Source organism: Emticicia sp., from assembly GCF_043780375.1.
GTDB lineage: Bacteria > Bacteroidota > Bacteroidia > Cytophagales > Spirosomataceae > Emticicia.
On record NZ_JAYWCU010000127.1, the window covers coordinates 21,598 to 38,494 of the forward strand.

The following is a 16,897-nucleotide window of genomic DNA, read 5'->3' on the forward strand; positions in this document are numbered from 1 at the left end:
GGTTTTTTATCATAAAAATATTAAATATCTGTGGTCTATTTTTTTACTCCACGGTAACCGACTTAGCCAAGTTGCGAGGTTGGTCAACGTTTCTGCCACGCATGACCGCAATATAATATGATATTAATTGTAAAGGAATAGAAGTCAATAAGGGTAATAGAAGGTCATTTGTTCGAGGAACTTCAATTGTGAAGTCCACCATTGTCGGAATCAACGTATCACCTTCGGTTACGATAGCAATCACTCGTCCTTTACGTGCCTTTACTTCTTGAATATTAGATACAATTTTTTCGTACGAACTATCTTTTGTGGCAATAAATACCACAGGCATATCTTCGTCAATCAGAGCAATAGGGCCGTGTTTCATTTCAGCAGCAGGATAGCCTTCTGCATGAATATATGAAATTTCTTTGAGCTTCAATGCTCCTTCTAAAGCAACGGGGAAATTTAACCCACGACCTAAGAAGATAAAATTTGATGCAAAAGTAAAGAGTTTAGCAATGTCTTTAACTTTATCGGCATTTTTCAAGATTTTTTCAACCTTCGCAGGAATAGCATCTAAACCAAAGATTAATTCACGGTATAATTCATCACTAATTGTGCCTTTTTTCTGGGCAACTGCAAGTGCAATTAAAGTCAAAACAGTTACTTGTGCAGTAAATGCCTTTGTACTGGCTACACCAATTTCTGGTCCAGCATGTGTATAAACTCCAGCGTGAGTAATACGTGCAATTGACGAACCAACCACGTTACAAACGCCTAAAATAATTGCACCCTTCGATTTTGCTAACTCTAAAGCCGCCATTGTATCAGCTGTTTCGCCCGATTGTGAAATCGCTATAACGATGTCACCTTCTTTGATAATTGGGTTTCGGTAACGAAACTCAGAAGCATATTCAACTTCAACATTGATACGAGCCAATTCTTCTAATAAATATTCTCCAACCAGACCAGCGTGCCACGAAGTACCACATGCCACAATTACGATACGTTTTGTTTTAACTATTTTATCAAGGTAACCTCCCAAGCCACCTAAAAGTAGTGTTACATCTTCAATATTAATACGTCCACGCATCGAATCGGCTATCGAACGAGGTTGCTCAAAAATCTCTTTTAGCATAAAATGGTCATAGCCACCTTTTTCAATCGCTTCTAATTCCAATTCAACCGTTTGTATATAAAGGTCAATGTCTTCGTTAGATAAGTTCTTGATAGTCAGTTCGTTATCTTTTACGATTGCTATTTCATAGTCATCTAAATAGATTACCTCTTTGGTATATTCGATAATTGGTGTAGCATCTGATGCAAAGAAATATTCGTTTTTTCCCACTCCAATTACTAATGGACTACCTTTACGAGCTGCAATTAATTGGGTTGGATTTTCGGCATCAATAATAACAATGGCATAAGCACCTACTACTTCATGCAAAGCAAGACGCACCGCTTCTTCGAGTGAGCAGTTTTTATTTTTTTGAATGTCTTCAATAAAATTAACCAATATTTCAGTATCAGTTTGGCTCTGAAAAGTATAGCCTTTATTAACCAAACTTTGTTTGATTGAAGCATAGTTTTCGATTATACCATTATGAATGATAGCAAACCGACCACTATTGGAATAATGTGGGTGGGCATTTATATCATTTGGTTCGCCGTGGGTTGCCCAACGAGTATGTCCAATACCAATCGTTGCTAATAAATCTTTGTCTTTTATTTCATTTTCGAGTGCTGAAACTTTTCCTTTCTTCTTATAAATTTTCAAACCATGTCCGTTGAGTAATGCAATTCCTGCACTATCGTATCCACGATATTCTAATCGTTTTAATCCTTTGATAATTAAGGGAGCAGCTTCGCGATGCCCCACATAAGCGACAATTCCACACATATTTTATGCTTTTATTTTTAGATATATCTTTGATTTAAATGAGATTTACAAGAATAGTACAACATATTGTATTATTCTTGTTCAAATTTATAGAAAAAATCCAATAAAATAAAAAAGAGAAGACCTAAATCTTCTCTTTTTTTATGATAAGGCAATAATAATTATTTTTTGGTAGAATAATAAACATTCAATTTAATGTTTTTAATCACTACTCTCGCAACATTCGTATTATTAATACCAATACTTGTGGTAGAAAGTACACTTGGTACAAGCACTAAGCCGTCTGACGCTTGCTTTTTATTGATTAAATCTTGTAAATAAGAAGTGAAATTAAACGAATATTTATTGTTTGTCGAGCTATAAGTGGCTACATATTGTGTACCCGAAATAGCATCTAAACCCACATAATCTATTATATTATTTGCCGTTTTCTTCAAACGATTATCATTGCCAATTTGAACTAAAGCAAATTGAGAAGGTGGTCTAAAATTTCCTGTTATTTGGTCTAAATCTGGTTCGATAATTAACTCAGCTTTATTAATAGTGATATTTTTATTTTTTTGTAAAGCAACTAATGAAGGGAACTGCATTTTGGCTGAAATTCCTAAACCAGTTTGCATATATGTTTTATTATTAGTCTGACTTGCAGGAATAGACTGGAATAATTGCAAATTTTGCAAGGCTGTTCCTTTTCTATCTCCTTTGATTTGACTAAATCGTTGCGAAAGAAAAGTCAAAGGAATACTTTTTCTATCAGTGCTATTAGTAGTGTGATAGTATAACTGCACGTAGCTATTAGAGATAGAAAGTCCATAGACAGCAGCAGCATTTTGATTAGCCACAAAAGCCAAACCCTTTACTGCACTTGTAAATTTTTCAATTGTAGTGCCAGCATCTTTTCCTACTAAATCGTATAATTCTTGACCAAAACTATTAGGCAATTTATATTTTAGTAAACTATCTTGTGCTGTCGAATAAGACCTTTTTAAATCTTTAAAACTAAACACTTTACTCGCCATTGGAGTTTGATTATAGCTCAAAACATCGTCTTTAGTATAGTTTTTAGAACTTACAAAGTCTTCTGTTAGGCGGTGTACCGCAAGTGTTACAGGCTTCGTAGAGTCGCCATAAACAAAGCTATCGTTAGCCAAATAAACATAAACAGAATCATAAACAGTTAAACCTACTTCGGCTGTTGGAAAATTAAGCACTGCAAACGAACTGCTACTTGATAAATAAGGTAATGTTAATTGAGCAAATGATTTTGCTGAAACAGTACCAAAAATTGGGTCTTTATAACTTCCAATTACACCACTCGTTTGACCTGATGTAACAGTAGAATCAAGCATTACTGTTGATGAAGCAACTTTTATAGTGTCAGTAAAAACAGTTACAATTTGACCGCCAGTGCTGGGCGTATCAATGGCAATTCCAATAGGGTCTTGACACGAGAAAAGAAAAGTAGAAAATAGCATAAATGCTGTATTTCTCCATGTATTATTCAGGAACAAGTTCTGTGTAGAGGTTAAAATAAGTTTCGGTAACATCATCATCTTCGATGTTTGCGTCGATTGTGTTTGCTGCAATTTCATTCAAAAGTTTACTTAAATTTTCATTCATATCCTCATTGGCTTTCACAACAGAGTCGGCATATTGACAACCTATTTTGATAAATCCTTCAAAATCGGCTGACCTTAAATTTGCCAAATTTTCGTCTGACACGTCCATTGATTTTGCTTTTTCTAAGATGTCTTCGTCAAATTTATGTTCAAAAACATTATTATAAACAGTAAAAACGGACTTTGTATCTTTAAAAACAGGATCGTTTTTGTAAGTTGTTTTTAGATATAACGGAATCAAAGCGGTCATCCAGTCAGTACAATGAACAATGTCTGGAGCCCAGCCTAATTTTTTTACTGTTTCAAGAACTCCTTTACAAAAGAAGATAGTTCTTTCATCGTTATCGTCGTAGAAACTTCCTTCTTTGTCTAAGAAAACGTATTTTCTGTTGAAATAGTCTTCATTGTCTAAAAAATAAACTTGAAGTTTAGCACTTGGAATCGAAGCAACTTTGATAATCAAAGGTTTTTCATCTTCGCCGACGGTGATATTAATACCCGATAAACGTACCACTTCATGGAGACGATTTTTTCGTTCATTAATAGAGCCAAAACGAGGAATCAAAATACGAATCTCCATGCCTTTCTCTTGCATGGCTTGCGGAAGTTTACGCAGGAAATCAGCTACTTCTGAAACTTGCAGGAAGGGATTTATCTCACTCGCAACGTATAGAATACGGAGTTTACGCATATCTTTAAAATATTATTAGTGGGAGGTATCTTCCAAAAAAGTATGCAAAGATACGAAAAAAACTAATAAATTGTACAATATCTTTGAAAATGGCAGCATGAATGTGCGTAGGACAGTACCAAATTGCAAAAAATGATAAAGAGTTAGCTAAAGCAGTCGGTATTTTAGTCTAATGACAACGTATTTATTCTTTTAAAATTGAAAAAAATACTTTGAAAATTACTTTACTCGTCCTTCTCTACCGATTTATTATCTTCATCAACTATAACAAAAACAGTTTCACCCGTTTTTTTCATGAGGTACTTTTCACGGGCAAATTTTTCCATTGATTTTGGATTTCCCATTACTTCTTTTTCTTCTTCTTTTACTTTTTTGAGTTCATCAACGTAATATTCTTGTTGATTTTGTAAATCAGAGAGTTTTTGCCAAAGTCTAAACTGGGAGATGAGGTTACTACCATCAAAAAAAATTACCCAAACCAATAAACCAGCGAGTGTAAGCACGTAAAAACGATACTTCATTGCGAATGCAGGAACATAGATTTTCATAAGAAGGAAGTTTTATAAGCACGATTGTGATTCAAAAGTAGAAAATCAGGGTTTATAAAACAAAAAAGTCTGTCAATTTTTTTGACAGACTTTTTTGTTTTTGTAAAATTCCTAACATCGAAATCAGAACTTCAAACCTGGGAAAGTAGCTGAATCGCCCAATTCTTCTTCAATACGAAGCAATTGATTGTATTTTGCCATACGGTCTGAGCGTGAAGCCGAACCAGTTTTGATTTGACCAGTGTTCAATGCAACTGCTAAATCTGCAATCGTAGAATCTTCGGTTTCGCCTGAGCGGTGCGACATGATACTCTTATATTTGTTTTTATGAGCCAAATTTACTGCATTTATAGTCTCGGTCAAAGAACCAATTTGGTTTACTTTTATCAAAATTGCATTTGCAATACCTTTATCAATACCTTCTTGTAAACGTTTTACATTAGTCACAAACAGATCATCACCCACTAACTGGCATTTGCTACCAATCAAACGAGTTTGTTCTGCCCAACCTGACCAGTCATCTTCAGCCATACCATCTTCAATCGAAATGATTGGGTATTTTTCTACCCAACTTGCCCAATAACCAGCCATTTCATGTGAATTTAATTGTCTTCCATCCGATTTTTTGAATGTATAAAGACCGGTTGCCGAATCGTAAAATTCCGAAGCTGCAGGGTCTAAAGCTATAAATACATCTTCACCAGCTTTGTAACCAGCTTTTTCAATGGCAGTCAAAACTGTTTCGATAGCCTCTTCATTTGATTTAATGTTTGGGGCAAAACCGCCTTCATCACCAACGTTTGTAGAATATCCTTTCGATTTCAGTACTTTTTTCAAGGTATGAAAAATGTCAGTTCCCATTTGCAAAGCGTGAGAAAACGACTCAGCTTTAGCGGGCATTACCATAAATTCTTGAAAATCAATCGAATTGTCAGCGTGTGAGCCACCGTTGATAATGTTCATCATCGGAACTGGCAATGTATTGGCATTTACACCACCTAAATAGCGGTACAACGACAACCCAGCCTCGAAAGCTGCTGCTTTTGCAACCGCCAATGAAACACCTAAGATTGCATTTGCTCCCAAAACTCCTTTATTTGGTGTGCCATCAAGGTCAATCATGATTTTGTCTATCAGATTTTGCTCAAAAACATTTGCTCCTAATATTTCGGCAGCAATAATATCATTTACGTTCTTAACGGCTTTCAAAACGCCTTTCCCTTGATAAATTTTTGGGTTGTCATCACGTAATTCAACGGCTTCGTGTACGCCCGTAGAAGCACCCGAAGGCACAGCTGCACGTCCCAAATAACCGTTATCGGTCAATACGTCTACCTCAATCGTTGGGTTTCCTCTCGAATCAAGAATTTGTCTGGCGTGTACTCTAACAATTTGGCTCATAAGTTAAACTTGTAAGTTTTGGTTATAAAAAATATTGGAATCGTGCAAAAACACGATATTTTCTTTGGAAATATGTTACAAAAATAAGGAATTTTAAACAATATTCATTGTTTGCTCCTTGATTTTCTCCAATTCATCTTTCATTTGCACCACCAAACGCTGAATTATCGAATCATTTGCTTTTGAGCCAATCGTATTTACTTCTCGACCAATTTCTTGAGCAATAAAATTAAGTTTTTTTCCATTAGAAGCAATTTTTAGTTCTTGAATGAAATATTCTAAATGATTTTTCAGACGAACTTTTTCTTCCGAAATATCAAATTTCTCAACATAATAAATCAACTCTTGCTCAAAGCGATTTTGGTCGAAACTTTCATTTTGAAGCCATTCACCAACCGCTTTTTCGATGCGTTCTCGCACTGCAGGAATACGCTTTGGGTCTTGCTCCTCTACGCCTCTTAGCAAACTGGCTATGCTCTCAATATATTCTTCAAACTTCAACTCTGTATTTTTTCCTTCTTGCGTGCGAAATTCTTTACACTTCGTAATCGCCTGATTTATAGCGGTTTTCATTAAATCCCATTCAGCTTTTGAGTCCGATTCGCTTAAAGAATCGGTATTATAAGCATTAGGCATCATGCTTGCCATGCGGAGCAATTCGGTGGGTGTTGGTTCAAAACCAAGTTCGTTTGCCGTTGCTTTTAGGTCTTTAAAATAGGCTTTTATCAAAGCACGATTGACGGTAGTTGAAGCTCCTGATTCGTCTTTGGGTGTAACCGACATCATAAATTCGACTTTTCCACGCTCCAATTCTTGCGTAAGAATGGTTCTGATTTCGATTTCTCGCTCCGAATAACTACGTGGGATTCGGCAGTAAATATCAAAAAATTTAGAATTCAACGATTTGACTTCGACAGTTACAGAAATTTTGGCATTTTCGACAGTAGCCGAGCCAAAACCAGTCATTGATTGCAGCATAATATAATGATTGATTGAGCGAAGCGGTATGCCGCCCGCTCTGATTGAGTGAATGACTTTTTTGAAATTTAGACAAAGAACGCATAAATAAAGGTAATCTTAGTAGTTTTGCTTCAGAAAAGAAAAAATCGCTCAATCAGAGCGGGCGGCGTACCGCTTTACACGATCACTCAGAGCTTTTCTACAATCTTAATCTTACGCATATATAATGTAGGGTTAGCGAGAAGGTTTTTGCGTTCACGTCCCCAAATCAAGAAATTTTCGTCGAACCACGGCGAAAAGCCTGTGATTTGCTCATTTCCTAATTCCTCATACACTCCTTTTGCCACCACTTCGCCTGTAGTTGTGTCGAGTAAATTTGTATAAATCACATTGCCAAATTGACAAGCTCCCATAATTCGATTTTTATTAACCAAAAAACGCATAGCAGGCTTTACGTTTGATTCTAAAACATCAATTTTGTTGGAAGTTTGGGTTCTTAAGCGTTGAGTATAAATAAAGTTGGTCAAACCATCTAATGTAATGACCGAATTCCATAAAAAATTTGCTTCGTTATCGAGTCGACAAATCATGCTATATTGGTACTTTATTTTGCCCGTATATTCTTGATTAGAGATAGACGCATCAAAAAAGTCGAAGACACACATTATGCCATTTTCAAGTGATTTTAATTGGTGAACTATGGCGTAAGGTGGTGTTTGCTGTTTTTTGTTTAGTAAGGCTTTAAATTCCGAAAACTCAGTATATTTTACTTTTTCTGGCGAGAAATTCTCATCCAAACAAGCAGCATATAAGCCCCTCACTCGAAAACTAAGTCCTTTAGTGTAAGTACCAATAACAAATAATTTTTCACCAATTCTAATTGTTTTTGCTTCATTAAATTGCTTTTTATTATTCGGAATTATGTAGTCATTCAACATTTTTCCCTCTTTTGAGTATTTTTTAATCAATAAATTGCCACCTTTTTGTTGTTTTAAAATTGCCGTAAAGCTCTCATTATCAGCGTAAAGAGATAAAAACTGAGCATTTCTATTAAGTAAGTTGGGTAAAACCTTGAAAGTGCCATCTTGCACACGAAAAACCATGACAACTGGGCGTTCTTTGTACTTACAAGCAATGAAGCAATCTTCATAAACAACCCTGAACGTAAACATTTTTATTCCTTCAGGAAACGTACCTTCTATTTTTTGCTGTAAACCAGTTTTGATAGAGGTTTTGAGGAGCATAATTTTGTTTTTTGGCAAAAAACGATTGAACAAAGCATAATGAAAAACCGAGTCTGTTTGTTCGCCAATAAAGTCATATTTTGCCTCTATTTTGAAATCATTTTGCCAAATATTCTTTACATTTTTATCGTAACCTTCGGTATGAACATAAGTAAACTTTTCATCAGAATTTAAGTCCGACATAATAGTGCCGTTTACACCCATCGGGATGATATTATTTTGCCGAATTGGCCTAAAAAAGTTTTCCTCAACGGGTGTTTGTCCGCTTTGTTTGATATGACTTTTAGGCATTATATTAGTCTTTGGGGCTGAATTGGCCGCCGCCAATATAGACTCAGCAGTAGGACTTATCCGTTGTGCAACAAGATTAAAACATACAAAAAAGCAATAAGTAAAAAGTATATATTTGTTCATCATAAATGCAGGTTAGCAATAGTAAAGTTAGCTCGAATAATGTCTTATTTCCAAATAATATTGGGCTTTTCTCTTAAAAAAACTGTACTTTTGCAGCTTAGTTTTTAAAGAATAAATGTTAATCAAAAAGCTTATTGCTACATGCTATTGGCTAATTCCTGACAAAATGAATATCGAATTATCGTTAAAAAAAGCCATTCAACAAGCACTTTTGGCATTATATCATGTTGAAGAAGAGGTTGTTTTGCAGCCAACCAAAAAAGATTTTGAAGGGCATTATACTTATGTAGTTTTCCCTTTGGTGAAATCGCTACGCAAAAATCCAGCAGAAATTGGTAATACTATCGGACAGTATTTGCAAGAAAACAGCACTTTTATTGATGGTTTTAATGTAGTTCAGGGATACTTAAATGTGATTTTGACTAATGATGTTTGGATTGATACGTTGAATAATATTTTGGCAGAAGACAATTTTGGTACTTTTCCTGCCAACGGAAAATCGGTGATGGTCGAGTTTTCTTCGCCAAATACCAACAAACCTCTCCATTTGGGGCATTTGCGTAATGATTTTTTAGGCGAATCGGTTGCCAGTATTTTGAAAGCGGGCGGTTATGAAGTTGCTAAAACTTGCTTGGTAAATGACCGTGGTGTGCATATTTGTAAGTCAATGTTGGCGTATCAACGGGCTGCGAACCGCAATTTTGGAAATGGAGAAACGCCAGAGTCTTTAGGTTTGAAAGGCGACCATTTGGCAGGAAAATATTATGTAGAATTTGATAAAGCTTATAAAGTTGAGATTGCTCAACTAATTGCCCAAGGAAAAACCGAAGACGAAGCTAAGAAAAATGCCCCATTGATGCTCGAAACGCAGGAAATGTTGCAAAAATGGGAACAAGGAGATGCCGAAACAATGGATTTATGGCGAAAAATGAATACGTGGGTTTTTGCAGGATTTGATGAGACATACAAGAAAATTGGCGTTTCGTTTGATAAAATTTACTACGAATCAAACACTTATTTGCTCGGAAAAGAAGTTGTTGAAGAAGGTTTAAAAAAAGGAATTTTCTTTAAAAAAGACAACGGAAGCGTGTGGATTGACTTAAAAGAAGAAGGTCTTGACGAAAAACTGGTGCTTCGTTCTGACGGAACTTCGGTCTATATTACACAAGACTTGGGTACAACCGATTTGAAATTCAACGATTTTCATAACGATAAATCAATTTGGGTAGTTGGCAATGAGCAAGATTATCATTTTCAAGTGCTTTTTGCGATTATGAAAAAACTCGGTCGTACTTATGCCGATGGTTGTTATCACCTAAGCTATGGTATGGTTGATTTACCTTCTGGGAAAATGAAATCTCGTGAAGGAACGGTCGTTGATGCAGATGAATTGGTTGCAGAAATGATTGAAACCGCCGCCGAAACGACCCGTGAGCGTGGAAAAATTGATGATTTTAGTAAAGAAGAAGCAGAAAATTTGTTCCAAATGTTGGCTTTGGGAGCGTTGAAGTATTTCTTATTGAAGGTCGAACCAAAGAAAAGAATGTTGTTCAATCCGGCCGAATCTATTGATTTTCAGGGAAATACTGGCCCTTTTATTCAATATACTCACGCACGTATTTGTTCAATTTTGCGAAAGGCATCTTCAATGCAAATGCCTGCGGGCGGCGTTCCGCTTTGTAAGCAAGTTAAGTCGGTGGAATTAGCTAAAGTAGAAACCGAATTGATATTTGTTTTGAGCGAATATCCCGCTGCTGTTAAAAAAGCAGGAGAGGAGTATTCGCCAGCATTAATTGCTAGTTATATTTATGAATTAGCGAAAACATTCAACCAATTTTATGCAGAAGTTTCGATTATGAACGAAACCGATGCCGACAAACAACAATTTAGACTATCACTCATCAAAGCGATTGCCGAAACAATTGCAAAGGCTACGGCGTTATTAGGGATGGAAGTACCAAACAGAATGTAATATGAAAAAAAGAGTAATTTTCGCAGCATTAACAATTGTAATTCTCTCATCAACTATGAGTTTTCGTTTAATTAAACACATTTTTTCGGACAAAAAAGCATTGTCTGTCAAACCAAGTAATGTTATGGCAAAAGGTTCTTTTTATGATTTTAGTTTAAAATCGCTTGATGGCAAAGAAACAATAGATTTTGCCAAATATAAAGGCAAAAAAGTAGTGGTATTAAACACCGCATCTGAATGTGGCTATACACCACAATACGCAGATTGGCAGAAATTTCACGAAAAATATGGCGATAAAATTGTTGTTTTAGGTTGTCCTGCTAATAACTTTGGTGGTCAAGAATCAGGTACAAATAAGGAAATTGCTACTTTTTGCCAGAAAAATTATGGTGTAACTTTTCAAATGTTTGAAAAAGTTAGCGTTGTTGGAAGTGACCAACACCCACTTTATAGATGGTTAAGCAAAAAAGACCTAAACGGCTGGAACGACAAAGAACCAACTTGGAATTTTTGCAAATATGTTATCAACGAGAAAGGTGAAGTATCACATTTTTTTGCATCAGGTGTAAAACCAAATTCTCCAGAGTTTTTGAAGGCGGTAGGTATTTAATAGCCTGCTAACCCCCGATTGAGGAATTACTATTATGATAGATAATAAAGAACAAATAGAAAAAGCTCCCAAATCGGGGGCGTGGCTCTCGGCAGCTCGCCCACGTACGCTACCTTTGGCTTTGGCGAGTATTTTTATGGGAAGTTTCTTAGCAGCCTTTGCTGGAAAATTCGATTGGATAATTTTTGCTTTGTGTTGTCTCACAACAATTGCTTTACAGGTTCTTTCCAACTTTGCAAATGATTATGGCGATACTCAAAATGGAGCAGATTTGGCTGGAAGAGTAGGTCCAAAGCGAGCTGTTCAGTCAGGAGCGATTACCCCAAATCAGATGTTTAATGCCATAGTTTTCTTTGGAATCCTTTGTTTGATTTTTGGCATTTCTCTCTTATATTTTGCTTTTAAAAATGCTTCTGCAAGTATTTTTTGGTTTTTTTTAGGTCTTGGTTTATTATCAATGCTTGCCGCTTATACTTACACAGCAGGAAAAAAACCTTATGGATATGCCGGATTAGGTGATATTTCTGTACTTATTTTCTTTGGTTTGGTAGGGGTTTTGGGAAGCAATTTTTTGTTTACAAAAACCTTCGACTGGCTCAATTTATTGCCAGCGTTGAGTTGTGGGCTTTTTGCTACTGGAGTTCTGAATATTAATAATATTAGAGATATTGAATCAGATACAAGAGCAGGCAAAAAAACAATTCCTGCTCGGTTGGGCAAGAAAAAAGCAGTAATATATCATTGGACTTTGCTGATACTTGGTATGTTCAGCATTTTGCTATTTAGTATCTTACAAGGTAAAAATAACTTTCAATATGTGCTTTGTTTTCCATTATTTTTCATCAACGGATTAAAGGTTTCTCGTTTGTCAAACCCCGACCCAATGCTCAAACAAATGGCACTTTCAACCTTAGCCTTTGTTATTTTATTTGGAGTTGCACAGCTGCTTTAGAACAATGAGCAAAATCGTCAACCAAAAAAATCTCTTTATTTTCCTGCCACTTGGGTTTGGGTAGCTAAAAATTTTTGTTCATTTGCTCTTATTTTAACCAAAACTCTTCGATTTTTACGGCGACCTTCTGGTGTGTTATTGCTGTCAATAGGGCGAGTTGCACCATAACCTGCAATAGCCATACGTTCTGCTACCACACCTTGTGCTTTCAAATATAAAGCAACAGTTTTAGCTCGTGTTTCTGAGAGTTTCTTGTTATTCCATTGATTGCCACTACTATCGGCATGTCCCTCAATAAAAATTTCGGTATAAGGGTAGCGATTCAAAATTCCTGAAATATCAATCAGAACATTCTTTGCTTCAGCTGTCAAACGTTCGGAACTCGACTCAAAATAAAAATCAGGCTGAAAAGTAATGTTGATTCCATCGGCAGTGCGAAAAATATCGGCTTTGCCAGTAGTTGCTCCTATCAAATCAGTCGCCAATCTATCAAGCATATTACCAATTTTGAGAGCAGCATCTGCTGCAACAGGGTCTTTTTTACGATTAGAAGAGGTATTCTTCGATGATTTTTTTGAAGAATTACAAGCAACAAGCACAGCTATAACCATAGCAACGCCTGCAAATAGACGCAAAAATTTCATGGAATTAGGAAGTTTTTTAGCAACGTAAGTAAATGATTTTGCTTAGAGCAAAACAAATGTTATGTAAAATTGGCGAAAAATATTTGAAAATGACAAATTATTTGGTAAAAAAGTTATTATTCTGTAGCAAATGGTAGGGGTTAACAAAACTTTTTAGTAAAAAGTGTTGAGTAAACAGCCATAAAATTTATCTTTGCTGATTGATTTTCTTACCAATTAATACCCAAAAAAAACTCCATATTTCATAGCAACCACTATGTCTTTAAAATTTTCAAATAATCTTATGAAAAAATTATTCCTTTCTCTATTGGCTTTTTGCCTAACTGTTTTTGCTTTACAGACTCAAGCACAGCAAACTGCATCCGAATTTTTTGATATTGGTGTGAATAAAAGTAAAGCAGGAGATTATATAGGTGCTTCACAAGCATACAGCACTGCCATTGCGATGAACCCAGAAAATTCAACAAGTTATTATAATCGTGGTTTGGCAAAACAACAACTGAAAGACCATCGTGGTGCTATTTTGGATTTTGACCGTACGATAGACATTGATTCAAAAAATGCCTTGGCATATTTGTATCGTGGTAAAAGTAAAAGTGACCAAGACGACCATCGTTCGGCTCTACAAGATTACAACCGTACAATAGAACTTAATCCAGAAGATGCTTTGGCATTTTTATATCGTGGAATGACCAGAGCCAAGTTATTGGATTACCGTCGTGCGATTCAAGATTTTTCAAAAGTAGTTGAGTTGAATACCGAAGATGATAAAAAATACCAAGCGTATTTTTCACGTGGGGCATGTAAATCACGTTTAGATGATTTTCAAGGAAGTATCTCCGACTTTACGAAAGCAATTGATATGAACCCAAAGCGGTCACAATCTTTTGCAAGTAGAGGTTTTAGTCGCTTGAAAATAAATGATTTCGCTGGTTCGATTAAAGATTTTGATGAAGCTGTAAAACTCAATCCAGAAGATAGTGAATCATATTTTAACCGTGGATTTGCCAAAACAAAAATTGAAGATTTTCGTGGAGCGATGAATGATTATGACAAAGCGATTCAGCTTGACCCACAAAATGTTCGTGCATTTTATGGTAGAGGTTTTTGTAATAGCAAGTTAGGTAGTCAGCGTGATGCAGTGAATGATTTGACTAAAGCAATTGAGGTAAATAATGTAAATATTGACTCAAAAGTATATTATACAGGTCGCATGACTAAAAATACTTTGGATGAACTTAGAAATGTGGTACAAGAAAGAAGCAAAATAAATGAATTTTCGGATGATCGTTCGGAAGCATTTTATAGCCGTGGAATCTCGAAATTTAAGACTGGTGATGGCAAAGGGGCAATTGCTGACTTAAACAAATCTATTGAGTTGAATCCTACTTATTCTGAAGCATATTTTTCTCGTGGTTTGGTTCGTTCGTCAATGGGATCTCAAAAAGAGGCTTTGCAAGATTGTTCAAATGCCATTAAGTTAAACCCTAAATACGGCGAAGCATACTATGTAAGAGGAATTATTAAACACGCTTTGGGCGACGAAAATGCTGGTTGTTATGACCTTAGCCGTGCAGGGGAGTTAGGTTATTCGGCAGCTTATAATGTTATTCGTGAGTATTGTAATTAAGAATATTAAAGTAAATTTATATAAGAAATCTCCGTCATTTGGCGGTGATTTCTTTGTTTTTAAAGTTTAAATATTTTAAAATACTTATCTCCTGTCAAGCTATTTATACTGTAAAAACTTCGTATCGACTACATAAAACCCCTGTTTATGGGATAGATTTTTTTCGTTAACCTTAGATTGTCAGTATTATATCATTTTGTTAAAATCTCTGCCAAACAGCGGAGGTTTTTTGTTTATCTATGATTTTTTTACAATTCGACCAAAGCCCCAGAATCGCACTGGAATATAAATTGTACAGTTTCTGCCAAATCACCTTCTGTAATTTTTTTCACTTGCCAATCAAATCCTCCCGCATATTTTTGTGTAATTTTCTCAGCTTTTTTTATAATTTCGGCAATAAATGCGTGCTTAGGCTTTCCAATATTTTGCCCAAAATCTTGAATATCGGCTTTAAACATCAAGTTTACTGGAATCGTATACATTTGACCATTTCGAGCTGCACAAATAGGTACAGGCTCATAAGTAGGTGAGGAAGCATATTCACCCATTTTCTTTTGAGCAATTTTATATTCTTCGTCCGTTTCACCAAAAATTATGGCTACTTTTTTTCGGTGCAATGCCAAACGTTCTTCAATATCATTGTCTAATCTTTCGAGTAATTGGCGAAGAACTACTGTATTCTTACCACTTCTGATTCGCTCACGAATAGACTGGCGAATAAAATATGTTATAGATTGTGTAACAGTCAATCCGATTTCGGCCATTTGCTTAAAAATCAATGAAGCTGGTGACATCCCAGGAATCGTGTTTGGGTCGTGAAGCAATACTCTGCCGTCGGGTGTTAAGAAACCATCGGTTCGAGTAACCACGCAGAAGCCCAAACCGTTGAAGACTTTGAGCAAGCTATCTTGAATCTTATGCAAGTTTTCAAAACTTGTTTCTACTGGAATTCGTTTCTTAGTTACGTTAGATTTGTATTTAGATTTAAAATCAAAAGTCTGAATTTCGCCGTAGATTTCGGTAGGAGGGAGGGCAACCGCTGTTCCGTCGTCATGCTGAATAACACCGCATGAAAATTCTTGACCTACCACAAATTCTTCAATCATTACATGGTCTTCGGCATTTGCCGAGATGGCAGTTACAGCATCTAAAGTAAACAATTGAGCATCCAACTCTTCCATCAACTCAACTGGGTGATAAAGCATTTTGCCGTTAACTATCAAAGGAAAACCGATACCTTCATCTAAATTCGATGTTTTTTCCATCAAATGACGTTTTTGGCGATCGGTCATTTTTTCCCATTCACGTTTCAAAAATGTTGTTTCAAAAAAGCATTGCTGAACCGATTTTGTAAATTCTTCGAGGCTACGCTTCCTAACAATCGCCACACCGATGGATGAACCTTGATGCGGAGCTTTTACTACAAATGGGAAACCTATATTGTTGATTAAATCAGTAAACATTTTTGAACGGTCGGCAATTTGCCATTCCTCACGAGTAAAGGTTACCATTTTCTTTTTTTGTCCCGTTACGAGCGAAATGAGCTTATTTTGCATTGGTTTGTCAATACCAATTGCCGAACCCATCAAGCCAGGCCCTACGTACGGTATGCCATACCATTCTAATAAACCTTGTATTGCTCCATCTTCGGCTTGTGGGCCATGCATGATGGTAAAAGCAAAATCCATGATTTGGGAAAAATCGGCAGGTTGAATCTGTTTTCCAACTTTATAAATTAGTTTATAAAGCTGAGTTTCGTTCAAATCGCCTAAAGATTCAATATAAACTCGAAAGCCACGATTGAGATTTTTGGAAGGGAAAAAATCACGGATAGATTCTTCGTAGAGTAATTCAGGATTTATCTGAATAAAATGCCCCAAACTATCAACAAAGATAGGAATAGGTTCAAAAATCGCCTTGTCAATATGCTCGAAGGCAGTTTTTCCGCCTAAATAAGAAATTTCTCGTTCACGTGCTTGTCCGCCGAAAAAAATACCGATTCTGATTTTGTTTGCCATTGTATTTTTAGTTCACAGTCTTTGAATCTGTAAATAGTATTCTAAACATAGATTCGAGATAAGAGATTCGATAAAAAATAATAATTTGTGCTTCAAAACTCATAACATACTTCCGATTGCAAGTTAATAAAAAAGCCACTTGTTTTTGCAAGTGGCTTGATTTTTTAAGATAAATTTCTCCCGAAATGAATAAAAAATAATATGAGGTTCAAACTTTTAAATGTTGATCTCTAAAAATATTTGTTCTTCTTATTGACAATTTCTTTTTTTTCTCGTACAATTAGCATACGCATTTCTTCCTTTTTAGCTTCG

Annotated in this window: 13 protein-coding genes; 4 read left to right on the forward strand and 9 right to left on the reverse strand. The window is 35.7% G+C overall.

Annotated elements, in window-relative coordinates; genetic code table 11:
* Positions 1-43: 43 nt before the first annotated feature.
* From glmS to ACH2CJ_RS10215, 7 genes are all read right to left on the reverse strand, one after another.
* Complete coding sequence (gene glmS / locus ACH2CJ_RS10185) at positions 44-1,882, reverse strand: glutamine--fructose-6-phosphate transaminase (isomerizing) (protein ID WP_394992611.1); 1,839 nt, start codon at positions 1,880-1,882, stop codon at positions 44-46.
* A 161-nt stretch (positions 1,883-2,043) separates the two neighbouring features.
* Positions 2,044-3,357, reverse strand: coding sequence for a DUF4270 family protein (locus ACH2CJ_RS10190; protein ID WP_394992612.1), 1,314 nt, complete (start codon positions 3,355-3,357; stop codon positions 2,044-2,046).
* Between the two features lie 22 nt (positions 3,358-3,379).
* Positions 3,380-4,192: a glycogen/starch synthase gene (locus ACH2CJ_RS10195; RefSeq protein ID WP_394992614.1), complete on the reverse strand. Its 813-nt coding sequence runs from the start codon at positions 4,190-4,192 to the stop codon at positions 3,380-3,382.
* A gap of 224 nt (positions 4,193-4,416) precedes the next feature.
* Positions 4,417-4,740 (reverse strand): septum formation initiator family protein, encoded by a 324-nt coding sequence (locus tag ACH2CJ_RS10200; protein ID WP_394992615.1) that lies wholly within the window; start codon positions 4,738-4,740, stop codon positions 4,417-4,419.
* Positions 4,741-4,863: 123 nt separating this feature from the next.
* A complete protein-coding gene (eno, locus tag ACH2CJ_RS10205) occupies positions 4,864-6,141 on the reverse strand; it encodes a phosphopyruvate hydratase (RefSeq protein WP_394992617.1) in 1,278 nt (425 codons plus the stop codon).
* A 93-nt stretch (positions 6,142-6,234) separates the two neighbouring features.
* Positions 6,235-7,119 (reverse strand): YicC/YloC family endoribonuclease, encoded by an 885-nt coding sequence (locus ACH2CJ_RS10210; RefSeq protein ID WP_394992618.1) that lies wholly within the window; start codon positions 7,117-7,119, stop codon positions 6,235-6,237.
* Between the two features lie 170 nt (positions 7,120-7,289).
* Positions 7,290-8,762: a hypothetical protein gene (locus tag ACH2CJ_RS10215; RefSeq protein WP_394992619.1), complete on the reverse strand. Its 1,473-nt coding sequence runs from the start codon at positions 8,760-8,762 to the stop codon at positions 7,290-7,292.
* Positions 8,763-8,925: 163 nt separating this feature from the next.
* Between ACH2CJ_RS10215 and argS the strand changes: the two genes are divergently transcribed.
* The 3 genes from argS to ACH2CJ_RS10230 are packed head-to-tail and all read left to right on the forward strand — an operon-like array spanning position 8,926 to position 12,293.
* The gene (gene argS, locus ACH2CJ_RS10220; protein WP_394992620.1) at positions 8,926-10,731 is read left to right on the forward strand and encodes an arginine--tRNA ligase; all 1,806 of its coding nucleotides are present in this window, start codon (positions 8,926-8,928) and stop codon (positions 10,729-10,731) included.
* Between the two features lies 1 nt (position 10,732).
* Positions 10,733-11,341, forward strand: a complete 609-nt coding sequence (locus tag ACH2CJ_RS10225; RefSeq protein WP_394992622.1) for a glutathione peroxidase — start codon at positions 10,733-10,735, stop codon at positions 11,339-11,341.
* Between the two features lie 34 nt (positions 11,342-11,375).
* Positions 11,376-12,293, forward strand: coding sequence for a 1,4-dihydroxy-2-naphthoate polyprenyltransferase (locus tag ACH2CJ_RS10230; RefSeq protein ID WP_394992624.1), 918 nt, complete (start codon positions 11,376-11,378; stop codon positions 12,291-12,293).
* 35 nt (positions 12,294-12,328) lie between these two features.
* On the opposite strand, the gene ACH2CJ_RS10235 is transcribed toward ACH2CJ_RS10230, so the two are convergent.
* Positions 12,329-12,937: an OmpA family protein gene (locus tag ACH2CJ_RS10235; RefSeq protein ID WP_394992626.1), complete on the reverse strand. Its 609-nt coding sequence runs from the start codon at positions 12,935-12,937 to the stop codon at positions 12,329-12,331.
* A gap of 283 nt (positions 12,938-13,220) precedes the next feature.
* On the opposite strand from ACH2CJ_RS10235, the gene ACH2CJ_RS10240 reads away from it, so the two are divergent.
* Positions 13,221-14,567 (forward strand): tetratricopeptide repeat protein, encoded by a 1,347-nt coding sequence (locus ACH2CJ_RS10240; protein WP_394992628.1) that lies wholly within the window; start codon positions 13,221-13,223, stop codon positions 14,565-14,567.
* Between the two features lie 248 nt (positions 14,568-14,815).
* On the opposite strand, the gene ACH2CJ_RS10245 is transcribed toward ACH2CJ_RS10240, so the two are convergent.
* Complete coding sequence (locus tag ACH2CJ_RS10245; protein WP_394992630.1) at positions 14,816-16,585, reverse strand: D-alanine--D-alanine ligase; 1,770 nt, start codon at positions 16,583-16,585, stop codon at positions 14,816-14,818.
* Between the last annotated feature and the right edge of the window lie 312 nt (positions 16,586-16,897).